Annotated in this window: 29 protein-coding genes and 2 pseudogenes; 15 read left to right on the top strand and 16 right to left on the bottom strand. The window is 61.1% G+C overall.

The window, feature by feature from the left end:
* Positions 1–15: 15 nt before the first annotated feature.
* Entirely contained in the window at positions 16–696 is a 681-nt protein-coding gene (locus HB675_RS06390; protein WP_213876800.1) for a hypothetical protein, read from the bottom strand.
* An 80-nt stretch (positions 697–776) separates the two neighbouring features.
* Between HB675_RS06390 and HB675_RS06385 the strand changes: the two genes are divergently transcribed.
* Positions 777–1,049 carry a hypothetical protein gene (locus HB675_RS06385; RefSeq protein ID WP_213876798.1) on the top strand — a complete coding sequence of 91 codons (273 nt, stop codon included), beginning with the start codon at positions 777–779 and terminating at the stop codon, positions 1,047–1,049.
* Positions 1,050–1,068: 19 nt separating this feature from the next.
* On the opposite strand, the gene HB675_RS06380 is transcribed toward HB675_RS06385, so the two are convergent.
* Together HB675_RS06380 and HB675_RS06375 are read right to left on the bottom strand one after the other, a co-directional pair.
* Positions 1,069–1,539 (bottom strand): cyclic nucleotide-binding domain-containing protein, encoded by a 471-nt coding sequence (locus HB675_RS06380; RefSeq protein WP_213876797.1) that lies wholly within the window; start codon positions 1,537–1,539, stop codon positions 1,069–1,071.
* 84 nt (positions 1,540–1,623) lie between these two features.
* Positions 1,624–3,657 (bottom strand): annotated as a pseudogene (locus HB675_RS06375) (S9 family peptidase); the annotation flags it as partial.
* Positions 3,658–3,768: 111 nt separating this feature from the next.
* On the opposite strand from HB675_RS06375, the gene HB675_RS06370 reads away from it, so the two are divergent.
* From HB675_RS06370 to HB675_RS06345, 6 genes are all read left to right on the top strand, one after another.
* Positions 3,769–4,278 carry an MFS transporter gene (locus tag HB675_RS06370; protein WP_213876793.1) on the top strand — a complete coding sequence of 170 codons (510 nt, stop codon included), beginning with the start codon at positions 3,769–3,771 and terminating at the stop codon, positions 4,276–4,278.
* 15 nt (positions 4,279–4,293) lie between these two features.
* Positions 4,294–5,076, top strand: coding sequence for a class II glutamine amidotransferase (locus tag HB675_RS06365; RefSeq protein ID WP_213876791.1), 783 nt, complete (start codon positions 4,294–4,296; stop codon positions 5,074–5,076).
* A gap of 12 nt (positions 5,077–5,088) precedes the next feature.
* Positions 5,089–5,613, top strand: coding sequence for a DUF2937 family protein (locus HB675_RS06360; protein ID WP_213876789.1), 525 nt, complete (start codon positions 5,089–5,091; stop codon positions 5,611–5,613).
* Between the two features lie 109 nt (positions 5,614–5,722).
* On the top strand, positions 5,723–6,475 hold the full coding sequence (locus tag HB675_RS06355) for a 5-oxoprolinase subunit PxpA (RefSeq protein ID WP_213876787.1): 753 nt from the start codon (positions 5,723–5,725) through the stop codon (positions 6,473–6,475).
* Positions 6,472–7,176, top strand: coding sequence for a 5-oxoprolinase subunit PxpB (gene pxpB / locus HB675_RS06350; RefSeq protein WP_213876785.1), 705 nt, complete (start codon positions 6,472–6,474; stop codon positions 7,174–7,176). Before HB675_RS06355 ends, pxpB begins: the two co-directional genes overlap by 4 nt.
* Complete coding sequence (locus HB675_RS06345) at positions 7,173–8,090, top strand: biotin-dependent carboxyltransferase family protein (protein WP_213876782.1); 918 nt, start codon at positions 7,173–7,175, stop codon at positions 8,088–8,090. Before pxpB ends, HB675_RS06345 begins: the two co-directional genes overlap by 4 nt.
* Positions 8,091–8,170: 80 nt before the next feature.
* Here the strand turns inward: HB675_RS06345 and HB675_RS06340 are convergent, their stop codons facing one another.
* From HB675_RS06340 to HB675_RS06330, 3 genes are all read right to left on the bottom strand, one after another.
* Positions 8,171–9,349 (bottom strand): VWA domain-containing protein, encoded by a 1,179-nt coding sequence (locus tag HB675_RS06340; RefSeq protein ID WP_213876780.1) that lies wholly within the window; start codon positions 9,347–9,349, stop codon positions 8,171–8,173.
* Between the two features lie 12 nt (positions 9,350–9,361).
* Positions 9,362–10,207, bottom strand: coding sequence for a MoxR family ATPase (locus tag HB675_RS06335; protein WP_213876778.1), 846 nt, complete (start codon positions 10,205–10,207; stop codon positions 9,362–9,364).
* Between the two features lie 92 nt (positions 10,208–10,299).
* Entirely contained in the window at positions 10,300–11,376 is a 1,077-nt protein-coding gene (locus HB675_RS06330; protein ID WP_213876776.1) for a DUF748 domain-containing protein, read from the bottom strand.
* A 128-nt stretch (positions 11,377–11,504) separates the two neighbouring features.
* On the opposite strand from HB675_RS06330, the gene cysK reads away from it, so the two are divergent.
* Positions 11,505–12,479 (top strand): cysteine synthase A, encoded by a 975-nt coding sequence (gene cysK, locus HB675_RS06325; RefSeq protein ID WP_213876774.1) that lies wholly within the window; start codon positions 11,505–11,507, stop codon positions 12,477–12,479.
* Positions 12,480–12,584: 105 nt separating this feature from the next.
* Here the strand turns inward: cysK and HB675_RS06320 are convergent, their stop codons facing one another.
* Together HB675_RS06320 and HB675_RS06315 are read right to left on the bottom strand one after the other, a co-directional pair.
* Positions 12,585–13,523 (bottom strand): aspartyl/asparaginyl beta-hydroxylase domain-containing protein, encoded by a 939-nt coding sequence (locus tag HB675_RS06320; RefSeq protein ID WP_213876772.1) that lies wholly within the window; start codon positions 13,521–13,523, stop codon positions 12,585–12,587.
* An 89-nt stretch (positions 13,524–13,612) separates the two neighbouring features.
* Entirely contained in the window at positions 13,613–14,008 is a 396-nt protein-coding gene (locus tag HB675_RS06315; RefSeq protein WP_213876770.1) for a heme-binding protein, read from the bottom strand.
* Between the two features lie 237 nt (positions 14,009–14,245).
* Here HB675_RS06315 and HB675_RS06310 point away from each other — a divergent pair, with 237 nt between their 5' ends.
* Complete coding sequence (locus tag HB675_RS06310) at positions 14,246–14,797, top strand: hypothetical protein (protein WP_213876768.1); 552 nt, start codon at positions 14,246–14,248, stop codon at positions 14,795–14,797.
* Here HB675_RS06310 and HB675_RS06305 read toward each other — a convergent pair.
* From HB675_RS06305 to HB675_RS06295, 3 genes are all read right to left on the bottom strand, one after another.
* Positions 14,787–15,653 (bottom strand): DUF6279 family lipoprotein, encoded by an 867-nt coding sequence (locus HB675_RS06305; protein ID WP_213876766.1) that lies wholly within the window; start codon positions 15,651–15,653, stop codon positions 14,787–14,789. The two genes, HB675_RS06310 and HB675_RS06305, sit on opposite strands and share 11 nt — an antisense overlap.
* 81 nt (positions 15,654–15,734) lie before the next feature.
* Positions 15,735–16,454, bottom strand: a complete 720-nt coding sequence (locus tag HB675_RS06300; protein ID WP_213876764.1) for a TorF family putative porin — start codon at positions 16,452–16,454, stop codon at positions 15,735–15,737.
* 129 nt (positions 16,455–16,583) lie between these two features.
* Positions 16,584–16,763, bottom strand: coding sequence for a hypothetical protein (locus HB675_RS06295; RefSeq protein WP_213876763.1), 180 nt, complete (start codon positions 16,761–16,763; stop codon positions 16,584–16,586).
* A 147-nt stretch (positions 16,764–16,910) separates the two neighbouring features.
* On the opposite strand from HB675_RS06295, the gene HB675_RS06290 reads away from it, so the two are divergent.
* Positions 16,911–17,756 carry a S1-like domain-containing RNA-binding protein gene (locus tag HB675_RS06290; protein WP_213876762.1) on the top strand — a complete coding sequence of 282 codons (846 nt, stop codon included), beginning with the start codon at positions 16,911–16,913 and terminating at the stop codon, positions 17,754–17,756.
* A 416-nt stretch (positions 17,757–18,172) separates the two neighbouring features.
* Here HB675_RS06290 and HB675_RS06285 read toward each other — a convergent pair whose 3' ends face one another.
* Positions 18,173–18,553 carry a hypothetical protein gene (locus tag HB675_RS06285; RefSeq protein WP_213877286.1) on the bottom strand — a complete coding sequence of 127 codons (381 nt, stop codon included), beginning with the start codon at positions 18,551–18,553 and terminating at the stop codon, positions 18,173–18,175.
* A 241-nt stretch (positions 18,554–18,794) separates the two neighbouring features.
* Between HB675_RS06285 and HB675_RS06280 the strand changes: the two genes are divergently transcribed.
* The 3 genes and pseudogenes from HB675_RS06280 to def all read left to right on the top strand — a co-directional run bounded on the left by HB675_RS06280 (position 18,795) and on the right by def (position 20,649).
* Positions 18,795–18,962 (top strand): CsbD family protein, encoded by a 168-nt coding sequence (locus HB675_RS06280; protein WP_213876761.1) that lies wholly within the window; start codon positions 18,795–18,797, stop codon positions 18,960–18,962.
* 175 nt (positions 18,963–19,137) lie between these two features.
* A pseudogene (locus HB675_RS06275) lies at positions 19,138–20,001 on the top strand (YihY/virulence factor BrkB family protein); the annotation flags it as partial.
* Between the two features lie 108 nt (positions 20,002–20,109).
* The gene (gene def, locus HB675_RS06270) at positions 20,110–20,649 is read left to right on the top strand and encodes a peptide deformylase (RefSeq protein ID WP_213876759.1); all 540 of its coding nucleotides are present in this window, start codon (positions 20,110–20,112) and stop codon (positions 20,647–20,649) included.
* Positions 20,650–20,659: 10 nt separating this feature from the next.
* On the opposite strand, the gene HB675_RS06265 is transcribed toward def, so the two are convergent.
* Both HB675_RS06265 and HB675_RS06260 read right to left on the bottom strand, forming a co-directional pair.
* Positions 20,660–21,451 (bottom strand): methyltransferase, encoded by a 792-nt coding sequence (locus HB675_RS06265; RefSeq protein WP_213876758.1) that lies wholly within the window; start codon positions 21,449–21,451, stop codon positions 20,660–20,662.
* A gap of 88 nt (positions 21,452–21,539) precedes the next feature.
* Entirely contained in the window at positions 21,540–21,968 is a 429-nt protein-coding gene (locus HB675_RS06260; protein ID WP_213876757.1) for a GNAT family N-acetyltransferase, read from the bottom strand.
* Positions 21,969–22,096: 128 nt separating this feature from the next.
* On the opposite strand from HB675_RS06260, the gene HB675_RS06255 reads away from it, so the two are divergent.
* Both HB675_RS06255 and HB675_RS06250 read left to right on the top strand, forming a co-directional pair.
* Entirely contained in the window at positions 22,097–22,747 is a 651-nt protein-coding gene (locus HB675_RS06255) for a LysE family transporter (RefSeq protein ID WP_213876756.1), read from the top strand.
* Between the two features lie 225 nt (positions 22,748–22,972).
* Positions 22,973–23,464 carry a GyrI-like domain-containing protein gene (locus tag HB675_RS06250; RefSeq protein WP_213876754.1) on the top strand — a complete coding sequence of 164 codons (492 nt, stop codon included), beginning with the start codon at positions 22,973–22,975 and terminating at the stop codon, positions 23,462–23,464.
* Positions 23,465–23,480: 16 nt separating this feature from the next.
* Here the strand turns inward: HB675_RS06250 and HB675_RS06245 are convergent, their stop codons facing one another.
* Together HB675_RS06245 and HB675_RS06240 are read right to left on the bottom strand one after the other, a co-directional pair.
* Complete coding sequence (locus HB675_RS06245) at positions 23,481–25,112, bottom strand: phosphoethanolamine--lipid A transferase (RefSeq protein WP_213876752.1); 1,632 nt, start codon at positions 25,110–25,112, stop codon at positions 23,481–23,483.
* Between the two features lie 98 nt (positions 25,113–25,210).
* On the bottom strand, positions 25,211–25,696 hold the full coding sequence (locus HB675_RS06240) for a GNAT family N-acetyltransferase (RefSeq protein ID WP_213876750.1): 486 nt from the start codon (positions 25,694–25,696) through the stop codon (positions 25,211–25,213).
* Between the last annotated feature and the right edge of the window lie 19 nt (positions 25,697–25,715).

Below are 25,715 nucleotides of genomic sequence, written 5' to 3'. Positions count from 1 at the left end.
CGGTAGGCGCTCATTCTACAGCTTCTGCGCGATCCAGATGGTGTGCCGCGTGCCCTTGTTGCCATGGGCAAACACCTGGACTTCCTCGGCCTTGAAGCCGGCCTTGCGTAGCTTGTCGGAAAACTGCCGGTCGGCGCTGGCCGACCAGACTGCCAACACGCCCTTGTTGCGCAACGCCTTGGCACAGGCGCCGAGGCCGCCGCTGGAGTACAGCCAGCTGTTGGCTTTCTGTGTCAGCCCTTCGGGTCCATTGTCGACATCCAGCATGATGGCGTCGAAGCCCTGAGGCTCGGCCTGGATCACCTTCGCCACATCCTCCAGACGGATGGTCGTGCGCGGGTCATCCAGCGGGCGACCGGCTTTTTCGCCCAGCGGGCCGCGGTTCCATTCGACGACACCGGGGACCAGTTCGGCCACCACCACCTCCGCCGTCTTGCCCAGTTGCTTGAGCGCGGCGGCCAGGGTAAAGCCCATGCCCAGACCGCCGATCAGCACTCGGGAACCGGGGCGTCCGGCGACTTTGCGGCAGGGGATTTCGGCCAGCGCATCTTCTGATCCGTGCATGCGCGTATTCATCAGCTGCCCGCCATCGCCGCCTTGGATCTTGATGACAAAGTCTTCGCCATACTCGAAGAGGCACAAGGCACCGCCGTTTTCTGGAATGGGCGCGGTGTCGAGTAATACGAAACGTTTCATGTTGATCCTGTTAGTAGTAGCCTCCACGACTTCAAACCCGGATGGTCAGGCAAGAGTTGGAAGCATCAATGAAGTCAATCATGTTGTCGGTCGTTATCGGCCTGGCCTGCTGGATAGGCGTTGCCGTGGCCGAAGACGCGCCTTTCGGTCCGGGAACACCCGGTGCAGGTGCGTCCAGTGCTCCGGCGCCGACCCCTTACCCGCAGTTGACGGTACCGCCCCCGCCCGGCAACGGCGGTATCAACCACGACTCGCCGCTGTTGCCGACGATCAAGGCACCCAGCCCGCCGAAGGAGCAAGACTCATCGGCGCTGGGGAGTGTGGAGAACAAGGCGCGGGCGCCGGGCACATGAGTGTCTGGTTCACGCCAGCTCAGGCCTGTTTGGCCAACAGCTGGCCGTCGACCATTCGCAGCCGGCGTGACAGCGCTACGGCCAGCGCGCGGATGATCTTGGCTGCGACCTTGGGCGCATCGTTGATCATCTTGTCCAGCGAGTCCTTGCCCAGGTTCAGCAGGTAGCAGTCGGTGGCAGCGATGCAGGTGGCCGAGCGACGCTCACCGTCGAGAACGGCCATTTCCCCGAACGTGCCCTTGCGCAGCACCGCCATTTCCACCTGGACGTTGTCCTGGTTGGTCTTTTGCACCGACACATGGCCCGAGTGGATGATGCACATGAAGGTGCCAGCGTCGCCTTCATGGAAGATCTCTTCGCCCTTCTTCATCGAACTGATGATGAAATAGCCGGCCGCCGTGGTCAGCTCCACCGGCGGAATATGATTGAACAGCCCGCAGTCCATCAGCTTGTCACGTATTTCCTGTTTGAGCATCGCTTGGTCAGTCATGGCTCACGTTCTTCGATTTTTTATCGTCTGGGGAAGCACTGGCACATGGCCTGCGTCGTTCGCTGATTGTTGCACCAACCCGGCTTCCTGAACAGAAAGCACCTTGAATACAAAACTGTACTCCAGTGCCACGTCACGCAGCCCCTGATAGCGACCGCTCATCCCGCCATGCCCGGCACCTAATTCGGTCTTGAGCAACAGCAGGTGGTCGTCCGTCTTGTATTCGCGCAGCCGAGCCACCCATTTGGCGGCCTCCCAGTATTGCACCCGGCTGTCGTTGTAGCCGGCAATCACCAGCATGGCCGGGTAGCCCTGAGCCTGCACATTTTCATAAGGAGCATAGGCCTTGATGCGCGCATACACCTGCGGATCTTCCGGGTTTCCCCATTCGTCGTATTCAGTGACGGTCAGTGGAAGATCGGGGTCGAGCATGGTATTGAGCACATCGACGAAAGGCACTTCGGCAATGGCAGCCTTGAACAGTTCCGGACGCTGGTTCACCACCGCGCCAATCAGCATGCCCCCGGCGCTGCCGCCGCTGATGACCAGTTGCTCGGCGCGGGTGATGCCTTGTTCGATCAGGTGCTCGGCGCAGGCGATGAAATCGCTGAAGGTATTGGCCTTGTGTTCCTGTTTGCCGGCCCGGTACCAGGCCTCGCCGAGTTCGCCGCCACCGCGCACGTGGGCGATGGCGAAGGCGACACCGCGGTCGAGCAGGCTCAGGCGCGCATGGGAGAACCATGGGTCAAGGCTCGAGCCGTAGGCGCCGTAGCCGTAGAGATAGAGGGGCACCGTCTGGCCGACCACGCTGCGGTGCATCACCAGGCTGATGGGCACCTGCACGCCATCAGGGGCGGTGGCCCATAGACGCTGGCTGACATAATCGTCGGCGCTGAAGCTGCCCAGCACCGGGGTCTGCTTGAGCACCTCCTGGTGGCCGTCGACCAGATTCAACTGCCGCACCTGGCCGGGGCGGTTCAGAGACTCGTAACGCAGGCGGACCTGGGCACTGGTGAACTCCAGGCTGTCATACAGGTAGAGGTTGTAGACCGCATCAGGCAATTCCACGCGGTAAGGCGCGGCATTTCGGGCATGGACCTCGATGATCGGCAGGCCGCCTTCACGCAGGCTCAGGGTGTAGGCCGAGGCATTGAGGGTCACGCCTTCGAGCATCACGTCGTCGCGATGGGCGATCAACGGCTCCCAGCGCTCGCGGCCGGGGACCTGGGCATCATCGAGCACCTGATACAGAGCAAAGTTGATGCCCGCCTGATTGCTGCGAACGAACCAGGTCCAGCGGCCATCGAGCTGGCCGTGGTCAATGTGGTAATCGTGGTCTTCGACCCGAGGGGCGACGCAGCGAAAGCCGTCGTGGGGTCGGGCGGCATCCACCACCCAGTTTTCGCTGGTGGTCTTGCTGCCCACTTGGAGGATCAACTGGCGTTCGGAGCTGGAGGCATAGCAGTGCAGGAAGAAGCGTCCGTCCTGTTCTTCGAAGACTTGCTCGCTGCCTGCAATGCCCAGCGTATGGCGATGCAGCCTGAAAGGCCGATGGGTTTCGTCCAGCGACGCGAAAAACAGCGTCCGACTGTCGCTGGCCCAGGTCATGCTGCCGTCGCAGTCCTCGAACGGCAGTGCCGTGATCGAGCCGCTGCCCAGCTCCTTGACGTACAGGCTATAGATTTCCTCGCCGCTGGTGTCAAGGCTGTAGGCCAGGCGCTTGTGGTCGGGGCTGACATTGAAGGTGCCCAGGGAGAGAAACCCGCTGGCGGCCAGTTCATTGGGATCCAGCAACAGCTCTTCGGCGCTTTCGTCCACCGTGGAGGAGCCGTCGATGGGGCGTGGGCAGCGGTAGTGCCGGGCATACTCGTCGCCGGCGGTGGTGCGGCTGTAATACAGCCATGGCCCAAGGGGGGAGGCGAGGGACAGGTCGGTCTCGCGGATGCGCGCCTTGATTTCCTCGAACAGCCGTTCGCGCAAGCCTTGCTCGTCGGCCAGGCAGGCTTCCTGCCAGGCATTTTCGGCTTCCAGATGCGCCATGACGGCCGGGTCGTCGCGCTCCTGGAGCCAGGCGTAGGGGTCAGCGCCAAGGGATTTTCGAGCCGTGGGTGCGGGCATTGGGGCAGTTCTCCGAGGTCCGGGCTCCGCCATTGGGCGCCATGCGGCGCGCCGGTCGGGCGAAAAGCCGTTATCATAAGCGCCCCCCGGACTCCCAGCCATGAAAAAACCATGACCGAAAACGACTATCTGCACGCATGGGCCATTTACGCTGTTGCCGCCTTGGGCTGCCTGCTGGTGTGGTTCAGGATCACTCGCTGGATGTGGCGCTGGCTGCGCGAACCTTTGCGGGTGATCGGCCTGGTGGCACTGGTGTCGCCGACGATGATCGATCCGGCCCAGGAAAAATACGCCCCGGCGCTGGCCGTGACGGCCCTGGACCTGGTGTTCAAGGTCGGCAACAATGCCTGGCGCACCCTCTCTGAACTGTTGATGTACACGATGATCGCCCTTGGGGTATACCTCGTGTTCGCGTTGCTGCGCTGGCCGTTCCTCAGCAAGGCCAACGCCCGTCGCGCGGCCCAGGCCGATGCCGCCGCTGCGGCCGCTTCGGCGCCGGCGCCGGAGCCTGAGCCGCAAGAGGCGTTCGGCAGTGCCGGACGGCCGTCCTACGCGACAGACCTGCCTTCGCGTACGCCACCACCCGGCGGCTCGCGCACCCGCGTCGAACCGCGTCTCTGATCAGGAAAAACCCGCATGTGCGAACTGTTGGGCATGAGTGCGAACGTGCCGACCGACATTGTCTTCAGTTTTACCGGGCTGATGCAGCGCGGTGGCCGTACCGGTCCGCACCGTGATGGGTGGGGCATTGCCTTCTACGAGGGGCGCGGCCTGCGGCTCTTTCAGGACCCGGCCGCCAGCAGTGAATCGGAGGTCGCGCAGCTGGTCCAGCGCTACCCGATCAAGAGCGAGGTGGTCATTGGCCATATCCGCCAGGCCAACGTGGGCAAGGTCTGCCTGGCCAATACCCATCCGTTCGTGCGCGAGCTGTGGGGCCGCAACTGGTGCTTCGCGCACAATGGCCAGTTGGCCGGTTTCCAGCCGCAGCCCGGCTTCTACCGCGCCGTGGGTGACACCGACAGCGAAGCGGCATTCTGCGACCTGCTCAATCGGGTGCGCAGCGCCTTTCCCGAGCCGGTGGAACCTGAGCAATTGCTGCCGGTGCTGATCGCGGCGTGCCGGGAGTACCGCAGCCTCGGAGTGTTCAACTGTCTGCTCAGTGATGGCGAGTGGCTGTTCTGTTTCTGCAGCACCAAGCTGGTTCACATCACCCGTCGGGCACCTTTTGGTCCCGCGCGGCTCAAAGATGTCGATGTGATCGTGGACTTTAATGCTGAGACCACGCCCAATGATGTGGTCACCGTGATCGCCACCGAGCCCTTGACCGAAAACGAGAGCTGGAACCGCTACGCGGCCGGCGACTGGGGGCTCTGGCGCCGGGGCGAGTGCATCGCTCAAGGCGCCGACCATGGCGCATAAGGAACCGTTCCGATGCTGCGAAGTTACCTGCGATTGATCCTGTTTGCCCTCGGTCTGCTGGTGGGCGTGCAGGTACCGGGTCTGATCAACGACTACAGTCAGCGGGTGCAGGCGCACTTGATCGAAGCGCGCAATAGCCTGCAGGGCTTCAGCGATACCGCACAGAAATTCTTCAACGGCGATTTGCAAGCGCTGGTGGAACACTACCGCAGTAGCGACGATCCGGTGTTTCGCAGCGACGCCGACAGCATCGGCGGCCTGCTGGTGCGCAGTCAGTCGCTGGAGCGCGAGTGGCAGGCACTCCAAGGGCCTTGGTATGCACGGGACTGGCATGTGCTGGTCGGCGCCGACGCGCAGATCCGCAGCGAGACCCTGCAAGCCTATCGTTACCAGGTGTTGCTGGCGCCCGAGGCCATCGGCTGGGGCATCGTCAGTGCTTTCCTGCTGGCGTGGATCATTGAAAGTATCGGCTTGGTGATCGGCTGGGTGATCTACGGCGGCCGTCGTTCACCGGTGCTGGCCCGGGACACGCGCTGACGTGATCAGCTTTTCTTATGAGCGGCCGTCAGTTTAATTCGCTGGACGGCTGGCTCCCGCACCGCCAAAAATGACTCCTGCCGTAACAACTTATTTCGGGAGCGTGCTCGTGGGCCGTCTACTACTCAACTGTGACATCGGCGAGAGCTTCGGCGCCTGGACCATGGGCCTCGACGCCGAGGTCATGCCCTACATCGACTGCGCCAACATCGCCTGTGGCTTTCACGCCGGCGACCCCAGTGTCATGGGCCGCACGGTGGATCTGGCGCTCAAGCATGAGGTGATGATAGGCGCTCATCCGGCCTACCCGGACCTGGTCGGCTTCGGTCGCCGCTCGATGGTCTGCTCTGCTCAGGAGATCCAGGACCTGCTGCATTATCAGATCGGCGCCCTGGACGGTATCTGCCGCGCCCGCGGCGGCCTGGTGCAGTACGTCAAACCCCATGGGGCGATGTACAACGACATGATGGCCAACCCCAAGCAACTGCGTGCGGTAATGCTTGCGCTGGCGGCCTATGACCGGCCGTTGCCATTGATGCTGTTGGCCATGGGCGACAACGGCGCCGCCCAGGCCGCGGCTGACGAGCTGGGTGTGACCCTGTGGTTCGAAGCCTTCGCCGACCGCGCCTACGATGCCGTCGGCCGCCTGGTCTCGCGCAGCCTGCCCGGCGCCGTACACCATGACCCGCAACGGGTGGTCGAGCAAGCGCTGCGCCTGGCCCGAGGCGAGGCGCTGACCGCCAGCGACGGCAGCGCGTTGCAGTTGCGTCCCGACACCTTGTGCGTGCACGGCGACAACCCCGGCTCGGTGGCGGCAGTGCAGCGCATCCGTGAGTCCCTCGACGGGTTGTCGGCCCCGTGAAGGCCAGGATTGAAGTGGTGGCCATCGACTGTCTGATGGTGCGTCTGTTCGAGGTCATCGACGAAGCCAACATGCCCTGGATGCTCGCTGCGGCGAGGCGTCTTCGAGAGGCCTTCGGTACGCATCTGGTGGATCTGGTGCCTTCCTACACCACGCTCATGATCCATTACGACCTGTTGGTACTGAGCCCGGCACAGGCCCGGGAACGCATCGCTCAGGTGCTCGACACTTTGCAACCGGAGACGGGCGCACCCGGTCGATTGCATGAGATTGCCGTGTGGTACGACCTGAGTGTCGGCCCCGAGTTGGCGCGGATCGCCGAGCGCAGTCGGCAGACCGTCGCGTCGGTGATCGCTTGCCATACCGCTCGCGAGTATCAGGTGTTCGCCTTGGGCTTCGTTCCGGGTTTCGCCTTCATGGGGCTGGTAGACGAAAGCATTGCCACCCCGCGCCTGACCACGCCCCGTCAGCGGGTGCCTGCCGGTAGTGTCGCCATTGGCGAGCGGCAGACCGCCGCTTACCCGGTGCAGTCACCCGGAGGCTGGAACCTGATCGGGCGTACGGCCAGCCGGCTGTTCGATCGCGAGCGAGAGGGTTACAGCCTGTTGCAACCGGGCGACCGGGTGCGATTCGTGGCGGTGGACCGTGCCGCCTTCATCAATAAGGGCGGCGATGATGCGCCGCTTGAGGAGCGCCCATGAGCCGCCTGACCGTACAGGCCAGCACGCCGTTGTGCCTGCTGCAGGATGCTGGCCGGTTTGGCGTTCGTCATCTGGGGGTGACTCAAGGCGGGGCGCTGGACTGGGTGGCGATGGCCTGGGCCAATTGGCTCTTGGGCAATGCACCGGGCGCGGCAGTCGTGGAAGTGGCCCTGGGTGGCCTGACGCTGCTGGCCGAGGAGGATTGCCAGCTGGCTCTGGCGGGTGCCGATCTTGACGCGCGTATCGATGGCGAGCCGCTGCAACCGTGGCGAAACTTCATGCTGCGCAGGGGGCAGGCGCTGCAATTGCATCTGCGGTTATCCGGTGCCCGCGCCTACCTTGCGGCCCCAGGCGGGTTTGACGCGCCGACCGTGCTCGGCAGCTGTTCGACGGTGGTGCGCGAGGCGCTCGGCGGCCTGGACGGCCAGGGGCGGGCGCTGCAGGTGGGTGCCACTCTCGGCTATCGAGGGCCGCTGGGTCAGACACGCGGCATGCCCCGTGGCGTGACGCCGGTTTACAGCGACATGCCCCGCCTGGACCTGATCATGGGCGCACAGTTGGGTGAGTTCGCCGGGCAGAGCTTGTTCGATGCCTTCAATCTGCCATGGACTCTGGACAGCCGTGGTGACCGCATGGGCATTCGCCTGTCGGGCCCGGCCTTGCAGTACCAAGGCAAGGCGCTGATCTCCGAAGGCATTCCCCTGGGCGGCGTCCAGGTGCCACCGGACGGTCAGCCGATCGTGCTGCTCAACGACCGGCAGACCATCGGCGGCTATCCTCGGCTGGGAGCCCTGACGCCGCTGGCACTGGCACGGCTGGCACAGTGCCTGCCGGGGGATGAGGTGAGATTGAAGGTGGTGGTGCAGGAAGGCGCGGTGGTCGAGCATCAGCGGTTCATGACGCAGTTTGCTTGAATCCCTCTGCAGGTCCGAGGGTGACTGGAAGGCGAGGTCGGCCGGTTCCCGGCACGCTCGGTCCCGGCAGGGGGAGACGATTACTTGGATAAAAACCGCATCCCTTCCTCCAATCCCCTTAACGTCAACGGATACATCTGCTCCTCCACCAACTCGCGAACCATGTTCGTCGAGGCGGTATAGGCCCATGCCTCTTTCGGGTACGGGTTGATCCAGATCAACTTGCGATACTTGGCCATGAACCGCTGTATCCATACGGCCCCGGCTTCTTCATTCCAATGCTCCACGCTGCCCCCCGCCTGAGTGATCTCGTAAGGGGCCATGGCCGCATCGCCGACGAACACCACTTTGTAATCCGGGCCGTACTTGTGGAGCAAGTCCTGGGTATTGAAACGTTCCGAGGTGCGACGCAGGTTGTTCTTCCAGACCGATTCGTATACGCAGTTGTGGAAGTAGAAATATTCCAGGTGCTTGAACTCGGTTCGGCACGCGGAAAACAGCTCTTCGCAAATTTTGACGTGGGCGTCCATTGAACCGCCGATGTCCAGCAGCAACAGTAACTTCACGCTGTTGCGCCGCTCCGGGCGCATCTGGATGTTCAGCAGCCCGGCGTCCCGTGCGGTGTGGTCGATGGTGCCGTCGATGTCCAGTTCATCGGCTGCGCCCTGGCGCGCGAACTTGCGCAGGCGGCGCAGTGCCACCTTGATGTTGCGGGTGCCCAGTTCCACCGCGTCGTCCAGGTTCTTGTATTCGCGTTGGTCCCAGACCTTGACCGCTTTGCCCTTGCGTTCTCCGGCGTCGCCCACACGGATGCCTTCAGGGTTGAAGCCGCCGGAGCCGAACGGGCTGGTGCCGCCGGTGCCGATCCATTTATTGCCGCCGGCATGCCGTTCCTTTTGTTCTTCGAGGCGTTGCTTGAACGCTTCGATCAACTTGTCCAGGCCACCCAGGGACTGGATCTGGGCGCGCTCATCAGCCGTCAGGCTGCGCTCGAATTCCCTGCGCAGCCACTCTTCGGGAATCAGCGCCTGCAAGGCGTCATCCAGCTTTTCCAGACCTTGAAAGTAGGCGCTGAAAGCGCGGTCAAACTTGTCGAAGTGGCGCTCGTCCTTGACCAGAATGGCCCGCGCCAGGTAGTAGAATTCGTCCATGTCGGCGAACACCACGCGCTGTTCCAGGGCATTGATCAGGTCGAGCAGCTCGCGCACCGAAACCGGCACCTTGGCCGCACGCATTTCATTGAACAGATTGAGCAACATCGTCAGGGCCTCTCAGCGATTGCCGCGGCGGCTCATGAAGGCCAGACGCTCAAGCAGTTGAACGTCCTGTTCGTTCTTCACCAATGCGCCGGCCAGAGGCGGAATGGCCTTGGTAGGGTCACGCTCGCGCAGCACGGCTTCGCCGATATTGTCGGCCATCAGCAGTTTGAGCCAGTCCACCAGTTCGGAGGTGGAGGGCTTTTTCTTCAGGCCCGGGACTTTGCGCACATCGAAGAACACATCCAGGGCTTCGCTGACCAGCGACTTCTTAATGTCGGGGTAATGCACGTCGACGATTTTCTGCAGCGTCACGCGGTCCGGGAAAGCGATGTAGTGGAAAAAACAACGGCGCAGAAAGGCGTCCGGCAGTTCTTTCTCGTTGTTGGAGGTGATGATGATGATCGGCCGCTGCCTGGCTTTGATGGTTTCATCGATCTCGTAAACGTAGAACTCCATTTTGTCGAGTTCCTGCAACAGGTCGTTGGGAAACTCGATGTCGGCCTTGTCGATTTCATCGATCAGCAGAATGACCCGCTCTTCGGACTCGAACGCCTCCCACAACTTGCCTTTCTTCAGGTAATTGCGCACGTCATGCACTTTGTCCACGCCCAGTTGCGAGTCGCGCAGGCGGCTGACCGCATCGTACTCGTACAGGCCCTGATGCGCCTTGGTGGTGGATTTGATGTGCCAGGTAATCAGGCGCGCGCCGAAAGAGTCGGCCAGTTGCTCGGCCAGCATGGTCTTGCCGGTGCCCGGTTCGCCTTTGACCAGCAGCGGGCGTTGCAAGGTGATGGCCGCGTTGACCGCAAGCTTCAAGTCATCGGTGGCGACGTAAGCGCTGGTGCCTTCGAACTTCATCGAACTGTCCCTCTAAATGGATTTCATCGCCTGCCCGCAGGGTGCTGAGGATAGTACATGCCCATTGCCCAGAACGCAGCGGGGCAAACCGGTCATTCCTTGGGCGGCGTTTGCTCGTAGTGTGCATTGAATGCCTGCACGAAGCCGTTGTGCAAGATTTCCCAGAAGGCCTGCAAGGCGCTGATATCCTGCCGGTGAATGTTGCCATTGAGCTCGACGCGAGTGGCAAACTGGTTTTTGCTCTGGTTCTTCAGCAGCGTCTGCGTACCACCGACCAAGGCTTCCCACACCGAGCGGAAAAAGCCTTTGTCCTTGTTCTCGACGTCTTGCTGCCAATTGAACACATCGACATTGTGCAGCAGCGGTTTGATATAGCCGCTGAGTTGGCCTTTCTTGGCATCGGCCTCGACGACGACATCGCCGGTGCCGGCGTTGAAGTCGAACTTGGCATAGGCAGAAGAGAAATCATTGAGCCGGCGCAGTTCGACGCCCGTGGTGCGCAGGCGAAATTGGAAGTCTTCGACGTCCTTGCTGAAGGGGTCAAAAGTGGCGCTGACGTCCAGCGGGGCCTGGCCGAACAGTCGGGCCTTGCCGTCAAAGCGGGCGTCGCGCTTTCCCTGTTTGTCCTCGACATTGGTCAAGTTGTACAAACTGGCGTCGATCTCGCTGGCGCTGAGGTTGACCGGTGGTTTGGAGCTGAAATTGCGAAAGCTGATCTTGCCGTCGTCCACCCGTACTTCGTTCAGCGTGATGGGCAACAGTTTGCTCATCTGTTCGCGCCAATCGGTGCCAGCACCGGTCTGAGAGGCCTGTTTGTTGGAGCCCCCGTCGACAAAATTGAGTTCCGGGTGGCTGAACTCCACGCGTGCGACCACTGCGTGGTCGTACCATAGCGAGTGCCAACTGACCGACAGGTCGATCAAGGGCACCGCCAGCAGCGGTACCGGCACCTTGCCTTCGGTCTTGACGATCTTCAGACCGTTGATCTTGTAGGCCCCGCGCCACAGCGCCAGGTCGACATCGTCGATATGGCCGCTGTACGCGCCCATGTCTGCCAGTTTCTTGTTCAATTCATTACGCACCACGATGGGCAGCGCGATGTGCACAGCAATCAGCAAAACGACGAGGGTTACCAATATCCCGAATGGCCAGCTATAGCGACGTTTCATGGGAGCAGTCCGTGTCTGTGTTACTCGATGGACTCCGCGCGCGTGCGCGGGTTCGCTCGGGGGTGGACGCGTCCGGCCGTGGGGCATACCCTCTGGTTTTCTCGCAGGCCCACAAGGACCACCTGACCATGAGCCGCATCTTCGCCGACAACGCCCATTCCATCGGCAACACGCCGCTGGTCCAGATCAACCGTATCGCGCCACGTGGCGTGACCATCCTGGCCAAGATCGAAGGTCGCAACCCGGGATACTCGGTCAAATGCCGGGTGGGGGCGAACATGATCTGGGATGCCGAAAGCAGCGGCAAACTCAAGCCGGGCATGACCATCATCGAACCAACCTCCGGCAACACCGGCATCGGCCTGGCCTTCGTCGCGGCGGCGCGGGGCTACACATTAGCCCTGACCATGCCGGCCTCCATGAGCATCGAGCGGCGCAAGGTGCTCAAGGCCCTGGGTGCCGAGATCATCCTGACAGAGCCTGCCAAAGGCATGAAAGGCGCGATCGAGAAGGCTGACGAAATCGCCGCCAGCGACCCAGGCAAGTACTTCCTGCCCCAGCAGTTCGACAACCCGGCCAACCCGGCCATTCACGAAAAGACCACCGGCCCGGAAATCTGGAACGACACCGACGGCGCTGTGGATGTGCTGGTGGCCGGGGTCGGCACGGGGGGGACCATCACTGGCGTATCCCGCTATATCAAGCATACCCAAGGCAAGTCGATCCTTTCGGTGGCCGTGGAGCCCATCGGCTCGCCGGTGATCACCCAGGCCCTCGCCGGCGAAGAAATCAAGCCCAGCCCGCACAAGATCCAAGGCATCGGCGCCGGATTCGTGCCTAAGAACCTGGATCTGTCGATTGTTGATCGGGTCGAACTGGTGGGCGATGAAGAAGCCAAGGCGATGGCCCTGCGCTTGATGCAAGAGGAGGGTATTCTCTGCGGAATTTCCTGTGGCGCGGCCATGGCGGCGGCGGTGCGGCTGGCAGAGAAGCCGGAGATGCAGGGCAAGACCATTGTGGTGATCCTGCCTGATTCGGGGGAGCGTTATCTGTCGAGCATGTTGTTCAGTGACTTGTTCACCGAGGCTGAGCTGCAGGCCTGACGTCGGGCCGAGGTGCCTGCATCGCGACCAAGGTCGGCTCCTGCGTCATGGATGTGCTTTCACACAGGAGGAGCCGACTTTGGTCGCGATGGCCGTTATACCGACTCAACCAAACAACCAATACACTACCAACGCCGCTACCACGACCGCCAGCACCGGGCGCAGGATCCGGTAGGCCTTGGGGTTGGCCTTCTTGAATTTCTTCACCTGGCCGCTGAAGCCGTTACTGAAGCGCTTGCTCCAGGCATAGGCCTGGTTGATGCCACCCACCCGTTCGTCATCGGTATTCTGCGGCGCGGTGGCGCGGCCGAGGAAAGCGCTGACGCTGCGGTTGATGCGGGTCATCAGCCGACTGCTCAGCGGCCGTTCGATGTCGCAAAACAGAATTACCCGAGTGACTTCCGTTTCGTTCTTGACCCAGTGCACGTAGGTTTCGTCGAACATCACGTCCTGACCATCGCGCCAGGCATAGACGTTGCCATCCACATAGATGCGGCAGTCATCGGAGTTCGGTGTGGACAGCCCCAGGTGATAGCGCAGCGAGCCGGCGAAGGGGTCGCGGTGCGGGTTCAGATGGCTGCCGCCTGGCAGCAGGGCGAACATCGCACCTTTGACGTTAGGGATGCGGTTGACCAACTCCACGGTCTTGGGGCAAAGCAGATTGGCGGACGGCAGGGATTTGTCGTACCACTTGAGGTAGAAGCGCTTCCAGCCCTTCTTGAAAAACGAACCGAACCCGGCGTCGTTGTCCTTGGCGGCGGCGCGAATATAGCCCTCGTCGAACAGGTGCATGGCCTCGTCGCGAATGGTCTGCCAGTTGTCCCTGAGCAGGTCCAGCTCGGGGAATCTGGTGCGGTCCAGGTACGGTTTGGACGGGACCCCGGAGAACATGTACATCAGCGCGTTATAGGGCGCGAACAGTGCCGAGTGGTTGACGAACTGGCGCAACACCGGCAGGCGCGCCTTGCCGCGCAGGTGCACGTAAAGCGTGCTGCCGATGAACAGCAGCAGCACGGCGGCCTTGGCGGCGAACGAGAGGGTCATGCAACAACTCCTGAAAAGGGCAGTCCGCCATGATAAACCCTGTTCGCCTCGGGACAAACCCGCGCAGGATTAAATCCACCGAAGCCTTGCTACAGCGCAGCGATTCCAGCTTTGGCGATGCGCGCATCGTCCGATGACTTGACCCCCGACACGCCGACCGCACCGATCACCTGGCCGTCATGGACCACCGGAACGGCACCCTCCAGGCAGGTGAAGCCTTCGGCCGAAAGAAATGCTACCCGTTCCGTGGCCAGTTCTTCGTACAAACGGCTTTCACGGCGCCCCAGAGCGGCCGTTCTGGCTTTGGCCGGGGCGAGGCGGGCGGTGGCGGGGGTGGCGCCGTCCAGACGTTCAAGGGCCAGCAGATGACCGCCATCATCGACGATGGCGATGCTCACGGCCCATTGATTCTCGACCGCTTCGGCCCGGGCGGCCTGCATGATTCGCAGGACATCGCTGTGGGCCAGAACGCTTTTGGTGTGCATGGTATGCCTCGTCAGGGTGATTGAAATCAATGCGATGGCGGCGAGCATAGACGTCGTGACTCCAGTACGACAACGGTCATCGGAAAATCGACAAGCGGACCGCATGGTCTGGAATATGTGCAAGGAGTTGTGCCAAACTTGCCTCCTTCGCTCATGTTGGATCCATCGAGCACGCCAAACATGAACCATGCCCCGCCGTTCAGGACCGTACTGCCGGGCATCCTTGGGATATGAGTGATGAAGTTATCCGTTGTCAGGCCCGCCCTGGGCCATGACGTCGCTTCGGTCCGGGCGATATTGCAGTTGCCAGGCAACCCCTTGAGCGTTGCCCCCGCCCTGTTGAGCGGCAGCGATCAGGGGCTCTTGCAGCTGATTGAAACCACTTTGCGCGATTTCCCGTTCCTGATGGCCTTCGATGGCGGGCGTTGTCTGGGTTTTGCCTATGCCCGGCCCCATCGCGGCGGCGCCTATCGCTGGTCCGCCGACGTGGCGCTTCACGTGGACCCCAAAGCCCCCGCCGGGACGGCAGAGCGATTGTATCGCCAGGCCCTGCACGATCTGGCTTCCCAGGGGTACCTGGCGGCGTATGCGTTGGTCTCTCCTGCCGCCGAGCACGGTCTGGCGCTTCATGAAGCGCTGGGCTTCGTGCGCTTGGGGCCGCACGCATGGCTGGACCTGCAGCAGGATGTCGATCGCTGGTGCCTGTCGCTCAATGATCGCCACCCGGTGCGTGAGCCCATATCCTTTCAAACCTTGATCAACGCCCGACGCAGCACGGTCACTGGGTAGCCTGCAGGCATTTGAGCTGGCTGAAGTCCTGACGCAGTTCGACCAGTTTCTGCTGCACCTGCTGGCGTTGGTCTGGCGTGCTCTCGGCGATCAGACCGATCAGCAGTTGGCGCGTGGCCTGCTCGGTCTGCATGAACGACGCTTTGTACTGCGGCGTCCACAGGCTTTCGCGTTGCTGCAGGAGCTGGGCGATCCGCGCGGGGAAATCGCCGTCATGACGATGGTGCAGGGCATCGAGGAACAAGCCTTGCCAGTGCTCGCGGTTGTCGATCCATTGCTTGTACTGATCGCCCAGTTCTGCTGACCAAGTGTCGATACGCTGCTTTTGACCGTCAGTGAGTGTGCCGAACCAAGGCAGCAAGCGTTTTTGCATACGCTTGGCGCGATCGCTGATCTGCTGGCGCAACGGCGGTGCGACGAACTCCTCGCGGCGCTTGCGCAGTTCGTCCGCGAATGACTCCTGCATGGCGCGAATCTGGTTGTCGTCCAGCCCTCGCAGCAATTGCACGGCCGATGGAGTGATCTCTCTGGCCACCTCGGCTATCGCCAATTTGGCTTCGGCCGTACGCTGTTGCAGCTGCTCGTCAGTGACCTGATCTTTGGCGACCATCTGCTGGACCTTGTCCAGCCAGGCCAGGTTGGCCGGCAGCTGCGTGGCGCAGTGCCAGCGCAGATGCTCCTTGAGCCGGTCATTGAACCAGCTTTTCTGGTCGCGGTTCATGTCCAGGTAATCGCCCAGGGTCCAGGGTACGATCACATCAAGGTTGCGATAGGCGAGGTCCGCCCGAGTGCACGCGGCGAGGAGGACAAGCAAGAAAGCGGACACAAGAGTCAAGCGCAGCGGTGGCGTCCACATGGCGTATCCCTGCAATGGTGACCATTGGGGATGTAGAGCACCGCAGGGGAGCGGCAGTTCAGCCGGCCAGAACCAGAGGCCTCAGAAAAACGAGCGTTGCGCGCGAACCGTGAACGCTCCGCCGCACTCCGGATTCTGCCCCGAATAGGCCGCGCACTCGGTCCGTGCCAGGCTGGAGTCGGTGTAGACGAAGGCCAGGTCCACCCCCATCAGCGAGCGCGACAGTTGCACCGACCAGTCATTGAAACCGCGCACCTCGCCGCCATCGTCCACCGCGTAAGGCGTGGTAAGGGCATGACTGGTAACCTTCATGCTCATGTCCATGTGCAACAGCGGCAGACCGCCCAAATCGGCAAACAGGGTGCTGTCGCGCTGGGCAGTGGAGTTGCTGAAGGCGGCGCCAAAGCGGCTGCCGAGGACTTTGAGGCCGGCGTACACCTCGTGACTGTCGCTGCCATCCAGGTCGGGAAAGCTGTAGTGGATCACCCCGACTTCATAACCCATGACGTTGTCGAACGGGTGCTTGTAGCCGACGTAGGAGTCTATTTCCATGGTGTGCATGGCATCGAGCCCCATGCTGGGTGACCACTCACCGGCATAGAAGCCGCTGTCGTGGGTCAGGTCGACGCCGCCGTGAACGTTATCGGCACTGGTGCCCGGTTGCACCAGTCCGGCCGCCATGCTGCGCGAGGGCGTGGTGCCGAGCTTGACGTCGTAATCACCCCATTCACGTTGCAGGGTATCGGCAACAGCATGGTTGACGAGAAAGCCAGCGATGACGAAGAGGCTTTGCTTGAGCATGATGATCGGCTCCAGGGGCTTCTAAGCCTGTGCTAGAGGCTTGTCAGCATACCGACACGGCGCCTGCATATCGCGCCGCTCGTCGATTCAATGGAATTTATTCGCGACAAGCCTGTAGCTGGCGTGAATTTACTTCTTGCCGAGGCTGATGTGCTTGGAGGGAGTGAACGTCTGGCCGCTGACACCTTTGGCGATCTGCTTGATTTCGCCACCGGACTTCAGGAAGGCTGCGATCTGCTCGTTGATCGATTCGCTGGTTTCCACTGCCGGTGCTGGCTTGGCTTTGCTGGTGGATGCTTTAACGCGCATGACGGCCACTGACCTGATTAAAGAATGGCCAGGCATTGTACACGAAATATGCTGCACCGGTCGTTCTTATCCATCGGTCCGACCCGCGGGCACCGCACAGGCCTGGCTTTCTCGGGTAGAATGCGGCCTCGTTTCGAGGGGTAAAAAATGGCTTTGGTCGGTCGCTACAACAGTTTGCAGGTGGTTAAACACACGGATTTCGGATTGTACCTGGACGGTGGCGCCGATGGCGAAATCCTCCTGCCCAACCGCTATATCCCCAAGGACACGCCCAGCGAGGATGAAGACTGGCTGAACGTGTTTGTCTACCTGGACAGTGAAGACAAACTGCTGGCGACCACTGAGCGGCCGAAGGTCCAGGTGGGCGAGTTTGCCAGCTTGAAAGTGGTGGAAGTCAACAGCATCGGCGTGTTCCTCGACTGGGGTCTGCCCAAGGATCTGCTGCTGCCGTACTCCGAAGAAAAGCGCCAACTGAGCGCTGGTGACTACTGCGTGGTGCATGTCTATCTGGACAAGCGCACCCGCCGCATCACCGCCACGGCGCGGCTGGATCGCTATCTGGACAAGGTGCCGGCGACCTACAGCGTCGGGCAGCCGGTCGATGTGCTGGTGGCTGAAGAGACCGACATGGGCTTCAAGGCCATCATCGAGAACAAGCATTGGGGCTTGATTCACAAGAACGAAATCTTCAAGTACATGCGGTCGGGCAAGCAGGAGAAAGGCTTTGTCAAGGAAGTACGCAGCGATGGCAAGATTGCCTTGAGTCTGCAGCCTGTGGGTGCCCAGGCAGCGGGCAGCTTGAACGCGACCATTCTTGCGAAGCTGGCGGCTAACAGTGGTGTGCTGGCGGTGAGTGACAAGAGCGATCCGCAGGTGATCAGTGACTTGTTCGGTGTGAGCAAGGGTAATTTCAAGAAGGCGATTGGCGCGTTGTACAAGGAAGGGCGGATTGTGATCCATCAGGATCGGATCGAGTTGGTGCCGCAGCCATAGTTAATCAATCGGCTCCCTACGTCTGCCGAGCTCGCGCCGTAGGCCATGGATGGCCTTACGGCGCGAGCCCACGGAGCGCTGTGGAGTGAGGGGGCCCTACGCTGCGCTCCGGCTAGCTTATCCGGCATCTCCAGAGTGGCCGAAGGCCCCTTTCGCTTTTACAGCGACTCCCTTTTGGAAAGCCCGGAGTGCCGGCCCAGCCAAAAGGAAGCAAAAGGCCTCCGCACCCGCATTGGCCCTACGCTACGCTCCGGGTTCCCTCCTTGCGCATCGCTCCGTGGGGGTCGCGCTGTACGGCCATCCATGGCCTACAGCGCTAGCTCGGCTTCCTGCCTCGCTCCCCCCACTCCCGCGCTCCTCCAGTCGGCCTGCTGAGGGCGCGGACCATCAAGATCAAAAGCAAGATCAAAAGCGTGTCAGGATTGGATGAAGCTCGCGAACGAAACGTTCTTCCCCGCCGGCCGCACATCCACCAAAAACGAATCCTTGTCCGCGCTCAGCTCCAGCGTCACTTCCTCCCGCCGCTTGCCGGCATTACGCACCACCAACCCATCCAGATGCTCACGGAAAAACACCGTCGGCACTTTCAGATGCAGCAACCGATCGCTCTCCACCGTGTGCAGCAACAGATGAATCCATTCGTACTGCCCGATCTGCAAACGCCCCACGGGAATGTCGAACCACCAGATGTTGCGTTTCTTGTCCAGCAGAGTGAAGTGGCAGTTATTCACGCCGAGCACGTTGCCGCCCAGTTCTTTGTTGCGACGAGCAATGGCCTGGGGTTTATCGAGTTTCATACGGTTCCTAAAGCTGGGGTCCTGCGGATATGACGCTTCGGCCCAGTGGCCGAATCCGACCGGCATTTTGCTGGCAAACCCCGCGAACATAAAGCCCGGCGCCGGATAATCCGCCACGCATTTCATCGGTTTTTCGTTTTTTTCCTCAGCCCTGAACAAAAAAATTGAAACTCTGCGCACTGGCTATCAGTCAATCTTTATGTCGATGGTTGACGCTAATTTTTCTATTGGGAGAAATACCATGAGCGGCACTACAGATAAAATCAAAGGCAAAACCAACGAAATCGTCGGTGAAGCCAAGCAAAAAATGTCCAGCGATCCAAAGACTCAAGCCAAGGGCGCAGCCCAGGAAGCCAAGGGCAAGGCCCAGCAAGTCAAAGGCGCGGTAAAAGACAACCTCAAGAAGTAACACGCTTCGATAACGGCACGTCTACACAGCGGTCATCCTCGGATGGCCGCTGTGCTGTCCGGGCCACTTGGCTCGAGTGATCGCAAGTGTTTCACTCGTCAGCTCTCAAGGTCCGCCCTCGGGGAATTTCCTCGACGGGACACAGAGACCCGGTCATGCGACGAAAGGAGACGCTATGATATTTGCAGATTTACGCGCACTGTCCTTCAAGCAAGTGATGGTCCGCACCGTCAAAGAATTCCTCGACGACGAAATGTCGACTTATGCCTCGGCGCTCGCCTACCAGATGCTGTTTTCGCTGTTTCCCTTCCTGCTGTTCCTGATCGCACTGATCGGCTTCCTGCACCTGCCCGATTTTTTTACCTGGCTTCGGGAGCAGGCCACTTACGTGTTGCCGTCTCAGGCGCTGGATCAGGTCAACCCGATCATCGATCAATTGCAGCAATCCAAAGGCGGCCTGCTGTCGGTGGGTATCGTCATTGCCTTGTGGACCGCTTCGGCGGGCGTGCGGCTGATGATGAGCGCCATGAATGCTGCCTACGATGTCCCGGAAGAACGCCCGGCCTGGAAGCGTATCCCGCTGTCGGTGGCTTACACCGTGGGCTTTGCCGGGGTGTTGCTGACGGTGGCGGCGCTGATGGTGCTGGGGCCGCAGGTGATGACCTGGCTGGCCGAACAGATCGGCATGGAGTACTTCATCGTGACCTTGTGGACCATCGCCCGCTGGCCGCTGATTGTGGTACTGCTGATGATCGCGGTGGCGCTGATCTATTACGTCATGCCAGACGTGAAGCAGCGTTTTCGTTTCATTACCCCAGGTTCGGTGTTGGCGGTGGTGGTGTGGATCGTGGCTTCAGTCGGTTTCGGGGTCTACGTGAAAAACTTCGCCGATTACAACGCCATGTATGGCAGCATCGGGGCGATCATCGTGTTGCTGTTGTACTTTTATATCTCCTCGGCCGTATTGCTGCTGGGCGCAGAGATGAACGCAGTGATCGAACACATGTCCGCCGAAGGCAAAGACAAAGGCGAGAAAGACCCGAACGAAAGCCCGGCCGCAAAGATGCAGCGTGGTCCTGCCGACGGCGTAGGCAGTCAAAAAGATACCGACCCCGACTTTCACCGGGTCTGATCAGGAATACCCCAGATGATTCGCGAAATTTTGAAAATGGGTGACGAGCGCCTGCTACGTGTTGCCCCGCCGGTGCCAACGTCGCTGTTTGGCTCGGCAGAGTTGCAAGCGTTGATCAGCGACATGTTCGAGACCATGGAGCACGTCGGCGGTGTCGGCCTGGCTGCCCCGCAGATCGGTGTCGATCTGCAAGTGGTGATCTTTGGCTTCGAGCGCAGCGATCGTTACCCGGACGCCGAGCCGGTGCCGCAGACAGTGTTGCTCAACCCGTTGATCACGCCGCTCAATCCGCTGCTGGAGGAGGGCTGGGAAGGCTGCCTGTCGGTGCCGGGTTTGCGCGGTGTGGTCCAGCGTTATCAGAGCATTCGCTACGAGGGCTTCGACCCCGAGGGGCAGCCGATCCAGCGAATTGCCAATGGCTTTCATGCGCGAGTGGTACAGCACGAGTGCGATCACTTGATCGGTCGGCTGTACCCCTCGCGGATCACTGATTTCGGCCGGTTTGGTTTTACCGAGGTGTTGTTCCCCGGTATCGACGCCGCCGCCGACGATTGAGCGCGACATTTCACGGCTTGATGAAACGCAGGGTCATGCGGTCCGACTCGCCAATGGCCAGGTATTTCGCCTTGTCCTGCTCACCCAGACGCAAGGTCGGCGGCAATGTCCAGACGCCCTGAAGGTAGTCCTTGGTATCCTTGGGGTTGGCGTTGATCTCGCTTTCGCCGGCCAGCTTGAAACCGGCGTCGGTGGCCAGTTTGACCACATAGGCGGTGGGTAGATAACCGCTTTGCTTGATGCGCTCCAGCGACTCGTCGGCAGGTCCCCGGTGATCCACCACGCCCAGCGTGCCGCCATGTTTGAGAACCTTGAAGAAGGCCTTGAACATGGCCGGTGCAGTGTCGGCCATCACCCAGTTATGCACGTTGCGAAAGGTCAGCACGGTGTCCGCCGAACCGGCTGCGCCGAACCGTGGCTGCTGGGGCAGGAAGGTGACGACACTGCTCTTGGCGTAATGCGCCGGGTCGGCCGTGAACTTGTCCTGCAGGGCATGGCTGGTGCTTTGCGCTTCGACGGCGGCGACGTAATGGCCTTTGTCCTGCAGCAGCGGGCCCAGCAGTTCGCTGTACCAGCCGTTGCCCGGGGTAATCTCGATCACCGTCTGTTGCGGGCGAAGGCCGAAAAATTGCAGCGTCTGCTGTGGGTGGCGATATTGATCGCGACCGCTGTTCTGCGGATCGCGCCAGGTGCCTTGGAGGACCTGCGCAAAGGCGGCGTCGGAAACAGTCGAGGCGGGGGCGGCGAGGGTGTGTAGCGAGACGAGGGCCAGGGCAGCGCCGGCCAGCAGCTTGAAAGTCATGTCAGTCCTTGAGGGCAAGAGTCGGTCGAGGCTAGCACAGGATGGTTGGGCTCGCGCCTTTCGCAAAACCATCAGACCACGATGGCCGCTAAGCGGTTTGACGGTCCAATCCCATCGCCAGCAGAAACTTGCTTTGCCGGTAGCGAATCAAGCGTTCTGCCAGCGAGATCGGCAACACCGGATCGATATGGAATCCCAGATTTTCATAGAAAACCTGCAAGTCCGGATGGCAGAACAGCCACACGTGCCCCTCTACGCTGGCGACTGCGGCCTGAACCAGGCGCCGCGCCACATGTTGCCCGCGACATTCATCGGCCACCAGCAACCCCGTCAGCCACACACCATGGCTCACCGGTGTCAGGCTCAAGCCAGCAATGATCGAGACGTCGCGAGCCACCCACAGCGTCGCGCCGTTGGCCGCGCGCATGGCCGAACGCTGGTCGCGGTAGAACTTGTTGAGCAGTTGCCTCGACTCGCCGGGCAACGGCGTGAAAGTGATATCGCAAGCGGCGGACATGAAGGCACTCGTCACCAATGTAAACAGGCCGGGATAATACCTGACCCGGCGTGGGGCGGTTCGCCCCGTGGACGAATCCTTGTAACATCCAGGTCTTCGATAATACCGACACGGATGTTTGCCCGATCATGCAGTTCACCAGCGGCTTCCTGCTCAGTCTTTCCCTGTGCCTGGACATCGGCATCGCCAACATCGCCATGATTACCCTCGCCATGCAACGTGGCTACCTGCAAGGCTTCTGGCTGGGCCTGGGCACCTGCTTCGGTGATCTGGCCTACGCCATTCTGGCCCTGGCCGGCATGACCGTGGTGCTGCAATACAGCAGCGTGCGCTGGGGGCTTTGGCTGGGTGGTTCTGCGTTGCTGGTCTATTTTGCAGTGAAGATGCTGATCAGCGCATGGCGCGGGCCTGGCCCTCTGCACGAGGCCGATCAAGGAGCATTACGCAGCGGTTGGCGGGATTTTGCCCGTGGGGTGTTCCTGGCCATGTCCTCGCCCACCGCCATCCTCTGGTTCGCCGCCGTGGGCGGTGTGCTGATCTCCCGTTCGGGGGCCAGCGGGCCGGTTGGGGCGGGGTTGTTTCTCTCGGGCTTCTTCAGCGCCGGGGTGCTCTGGTGCGCCGTGTTGTGCCTGGTTGCCAGCCAGGGCGGGCGGTTGCTGGGCGCCCAGCTGCTACGCTGGTCGTATCTGGCTTCAGCGGCGATCTTCTGTTATTTCGCGGTGTATGTGATCGGCTCGGGCTATGCCGAATTCATTCTCAAGGCCGCCATCACGTCTTGATGGATTGCTGCTATACCTGTGGTGTATCCAGACAGGTGGGTACACCTTAGCGAGGCTGCAATCATGAAAGGCATGGATTCGAAAAAAGCGGCAAAGAAAAAGCCCAGCAAATCGGCCGATGAAAAACGCGCCGAGAAGAAAGCAAAGAAAGCCGGTGTCGGGCTGTTTGGTCATTGACGGCAAAATTGACTATGGTGAGGCAACCTGTATCCAGAGCGCCCCACCATGTCAGAGAGCAGTACAGAAACCTCCCTCCTTGTCCCCGTCCGTTTTGAAGACGGTCGCGCCTTGATCGTGGCCGGTTTCGGCCAGCGTTTCACCCTCGACACCAATAGCGGCATACCCGCCTTGTGGCAAGAATTCGCCCCCTTCCTGGGCAAGGTGCCCGGCCAGCAGGGCACTGTCAGCTATGGCGTGTGCTGTCATCCGGATGGTCAAGGTGGGTTTGAATACATTGCCGGCGTCGAGGTTGACACCCTGCAAGGGCTGCCCGACGAGTTTCGCTCGGTGCAGTTGGCGCCACAGCGCTACGCGGTGTTCGAGCACACCGGGCACATTTCCAGCATGGGTCAGACGTTCAAGGCGATCTGGCAGGAGTGGCTGCCGAGCAGTGAGTTCGACGCCGCCGATGCGCCCGAATTCGAGCGCTACGACGAGGCCTTCGACCCGCTGACGGGCACCGGCGGGCTGGAGATCTGGCTGCCTCTGCGCAACTGAGCAGAGGCAGGACGGATCACTTGGCGGCGGCACTCTCGCAGCTGTGGAAGATGTCCAGGTCCGGCTGATAGACGCTGGTCTGAATGCCCATCAGGCCCAGCACCGAGTGGAACATGTAGTCGTGGCTCAGGTCCTTCTCGTCACGCTTGCCTTCCAGGCAACTGCGGTCGACGCCCGCATCCTTGAGAGTCTGGTTACCGAACCAGAACACCATCGGTACGTGGATCTGCGTTTCCGGGGCAATGGCGTAAGGTGCGGCGTGCAGGTACATGCCGTTTTCGCCCAGCGATTCGCCGTGGTCCGAAACGTACAGCATCGAGGTGTCGTACTTGTCCTGGTTGTTTTTCAGCAGCGCCACGACCTGTGCCAGGAAGTGGTCCGTGTACAGGATCGTGTTGTCGTACACATTCACCAGTTCATCATGGCTACAACTGCCCAACTGGTTGGTGCGGCACACCGGGGTGAACACTTCCTTGTCCTTCGGATAACGGTCGTAATACTCGGGACCGTGGCTGCCGTCGGCGTGCAGGACGATGATGGCGTTGTCGGTCAGGCTGTTGATGTAGTCCTGCAGGCCGACCAGCAGCGATTCATCCAGGCAGCGATTACCGTCGCAGAAGGGGCTGGCCTGGCTCTTCGGAATGTCCTTGTGGGGCACGCGCAGGCAGGTGCCCTTGCAGTCGCTGTTGTTGTCCAGCCACAGCACTTGCACGCCGGCACGCTGGGCGATGTCCAGCAGGCCTTCGTAGGTCTTGCCCTTCTTGTCGCTGTATTCCTTGCGCGGGAACATCGAAAACATGCACGGCACCGACACAGCGGTGGACGTGCCGCAGGAATGCACTTGGGTGAAGTTGAGGATGTCCAGCTTCTTCAGTTCAGGGTTGGTTTCCCGTGGGTAGCCATTGAGTGAGAAATGGTCGGCGCGGGCGGTTTCACCGACCACGAAGATCATCAGGCTCTTCTTCGGACGCTGTTGCTCGGTGGGGCTCATGCGCGCATCGGCACCCACGGTCTGGACCTTGATGTCCTGCTTGATGCCCAGCTGACCCTTGCCCAGCTTGGCGACTGCATAGATGTAGTTGGTCGGGTTGATGAAGTGGGTCAGCTTGTCCGGTTGGCGAAACACCGGCCCGTAGGTGGAGTAGTAGGCGCCCACGGACACCAGAATCAGCACCGCACAGCCCAGCATTACCAACAGTTTGTTCAGCAGGCCGGGCAGCGGACGGCGGTAGGCCACCGGCCAGCGCCAGATCAGGATGATCGGCAGCACGCCCAGCACGCCCAGGTAGACGAACATTTTCGGGCTCAACAGCGCTTTGGCTTCTCCGGCGTTGGTTTCCAGAATGTTCTGGATCATCACCGTGTCGATGGCGATGCCGTAGTCATTCATGAAGTACGCGGCGGACGCCGAGCACAAGACGATGATCGACAAGATCGGCTTGAGCAACGGACGAAACGAGAACGGCATCAACAGCAGGCTGAAGGCGGCCCAAAGGAAGACGGCGAAGGACACGTCGAAGCCGATGGCCTTGAGGCCTTCGAGCTGTACCAGCGAAGTGACCGCCTTCCAGGTTTCGAAGTTGTACAACGCCACCAGCGCCAGTGAAAACAGCAAGACCAGCCGGGTGGAGCTGACACGCTTGAGCATGAATAAAGTCCCTGTGTTGAAGTATTACGAAATCGATACGCCGCAGAGCGGCAGAAAGTTAGCGGTCACGTCGTCAAAAAAATGTGAACAATGTTACGTCATATTTTCAGCGACAGCCGCCGTTCATAGCCCGTTCGCCCTCGGTAGGCGGTCCCGCAATCCACCCAGCCCTCGCTGTGGTAGAGGTGCATGGCCGCCTGGTTTTCACTGTCCACCGACAGCATCAGTTGCCTGACCTTGGGCCACTGCTGGCGGCTGACTGCCGCCAGCCCGCGCAGGCAGGCGCGCCCGTAGCCGCGACCTTGCAACCGGCAATCGACCTGCAAGGCATGCAACGTCGCGGCTTTCTCGTCGGCCCAGGGCGGCAGGAAAGGGGGTCTTTTGAGCAGCAGAAAGGCCACCGGACGGCTGTCGTCGAGCAGAGCAAAACCCTTGATCCCAGGGCAGGGCGCGCTCTGCAAGGTATGCAGCGCACCATGGATATCACCCGAGTAAAGCTTTTGCTCGGGCAGTATCTGCAGCTCGGTCAATTGCTGCTGTTGCTCGGCAGTGAGCCGGTCATAATCCAAAAGGCGGGTGGACACGGACAGTTCCTTTGCGCGT

The organism is Pseudomonas sp. dw_358 (assembly GCF_018449655.1).
Taxonomy (GTDB): Bacteria; Pseudomonadota; Gammaproteobacteria; order Pseudomonadales; family Pseudomonadaceae; genus Aquipseudomonas.
The sequence above is the reverse complement of the archived record's forward strand: the minus strand, read 5'-3'. Positions and strand labels throughout refer to the sequence as shown.

What these genes read in the sequence shown, in the direction of transcription:
- HB675_RS06360 (WP_213876789.1), top strand. Translation starts at nt 5,089, where the DNA reads ATGCTGCGAAGTTACCTGCGATTGATCCTGTTTGCCCTCGGTCTGCTG.
- HB675_RS06330 (WP_213876776.1), bottom strand. Translation starts at nt 11,376, where the DNA reads ATGAAACGTCGCTATAGCTGGCCATTCGGGATATTGGTAACCCTCGTC.
- HB675_RS06320 (WP_213876772.1), bottom strand. Translation starts at nt 13,523, where the DNA reads ATGACCCTCTCGTTCGCCGCCAAGGCCGCCGTGCTGCTGCTGTTCATC.
- HB675_RS06385 (WP_213876798.1), top strand. Translation starts at nt 777, where the DNA reads ATGTTGTCGGTCGTTATCGGCCTGGCCTGCTGGATAGGCGTTGCCGTG.
- def (WP_213876759.1), top strand. Translation starts at nt 20,110, where the DNA reads ATGATTCGCGAAATTTTGAAAATGGGTGACGAGCGCCTGCTACGTGTT.
- HB675_RS06340 (WP_213876780.1), bottom strand. Translation starts at nt 9,349, where the DNA reads ATGTTGCTCAATCTGTTCAATGAAATGCGTGCGGCCAAGGTGCCGGTT.
- cysK (WP_213876774.1), top strand. Translation starts at nt 11,505, where the DNA reads ATGAGCCGCATCTTCGCCGACAACGCCCATTCCATCGGCAACACGCCG.
- HB675_RS06335 (WP_213876778.1), bottom strand. Translation starts at nt 10,207, where the DNA reads ATGAAGTTCGAAGGCACCAGCGCTTACGTCGCCACCGATGACTTGAAG.
- HB675_RS06260 (WP_213876757.1), bottom strand. Translation starts at nt 21,968, where the DNA reads ATGTCCGCCGCTTGCGATATCACTTTCACGCCGTTGCCCGGCGAGTCG.
- HB675_RS06380 (WP_213876797.1), bottom strand. Translation starts at nt 1,539, where the DNA reads ATGACTGACCAAGCGATGCTCAAACAGGAAATACGTGACAAGCTGATG.
- HB675_RS06295 (WP_213876763.1), bottom strand. Translation starts at nt 16,763, where the DNA reads ATGCGCGTTAAAGCATCCACCAGCAAAGCCAAGCCAGCACCGGCAGTG.
- HB675_RS06365 (WP_213876791.1), top strand. Translation starts at nt 4,294, where the DNA reads ATGTGCGAACTGTTGGGCATGAGTGCGAACGTGCCGACCGACATTGTC.
- HB675_RS06305 (WP_213876766.1), bottom strand. Translation starts at nt 15,653, where the DNA reads ATGTGGACGCCACCGCTGCGCTTGACTCTTGTGTCCGCTTTCTTGCTT.
- HB675_RS06290 (WP_213876762.1), top strand. Translation starts at nt 16,911, where the DNA reads ATGGCTTTGGTCGGTCGCTACAACAGTTTGCAGGTGGTTAAACACACG.
- HB675_RS06370 (WP_213876793.1), top strand. Translation starts at nt 3,769, where the DNA reads ATGACCGAAAACGACTATCTGCACGCATGGGCCATTTACGCTGTTGCC.
- HB675_RS06280 (WP_213876761.1), top strand. Translation starts at nt 18,795, where the DNA reads ATGAGCGGCACTACAGATAAAATCAAAGGCAAAACCAACGAAATCGTC.
- HB675_RS06245 (WP_213876752.1), bottom strand. Translation starts at nt 25,112, where the DNA reads ATGCTCAAGCGTGTCAGCTCCACCCGGCTGGTCTTGCTGTTTTCACTG.
- HB675_RS06250 (WP_213876754.1), top strand. Translation starts at nt 22,973, where the DNA reads ATGTCAGAGAGCAGTACAGAAACCTCCCTCCTTGTCCCCGTCCGTTTT.
- HB675_RS06390 (WP_213876800.1), bottom strand. Translation starts at nt 696, where the DNA reads ATGAAACGTTTCGTATTACTCGACACCGCGCCCATTCCAGAAAACGGC.
- HB675_RS06285 (WP_213877286.1), bottom strand. Translation starts at nt 18,553, where the DNA reads ATGAAACTCGATAAACCCCAGGCCATTGCTCGTCGCAACAAAGAACTG.
- HB675_RS06300 (WP_213876764.1), bottom strand. Translation starts at nt 16,454, where the DNA reads ATGCTCAAGCAAAGCCTCTTCGTCATCGCTGGCTTTCTCGTCAACCAT.
- HB675_RS06265 (WP_213876758.1), bottom strand. Translation starts at nt 21,451, where the DNA reads ATGACTTTCAAGCTGCTGGCCGGCGCTGCCCTGGCCCTCGTCTCGCTA.
- HB675_RS06315 (WP_213876770.1), bottom strand. Translation starts at nt 14,008, where the DNA reads ATGCACACCAAAAGCGTTCTGGCCCACAGCGATGTCCTGCGAATCATG.
- HB675_RS06310 (WP_213876768.1), top strand. Translation starts at nt 14,246, where the DNA reads ATGAAGTTATCCGTTGTCAGGCCCGCCCTGGGCCATGACGTCGCTTCG.
- HB675_RS06345 (WP_213876782.1), top strand. Translation starts at nt 7,173, where the DNA reads ATGAGCCGCCTGACCGTACAGGCCAGCACGCCGTTGTGCCTGCTGCAG.
- HB675_RS06255 (WP_213876756.1), top strand. Translation starts at nt 22,097, where the DNA reads ATGCAGTTCACCAGCGGCTTCCTGCTCAGTCTTTCCCTGTGCCTGGAC.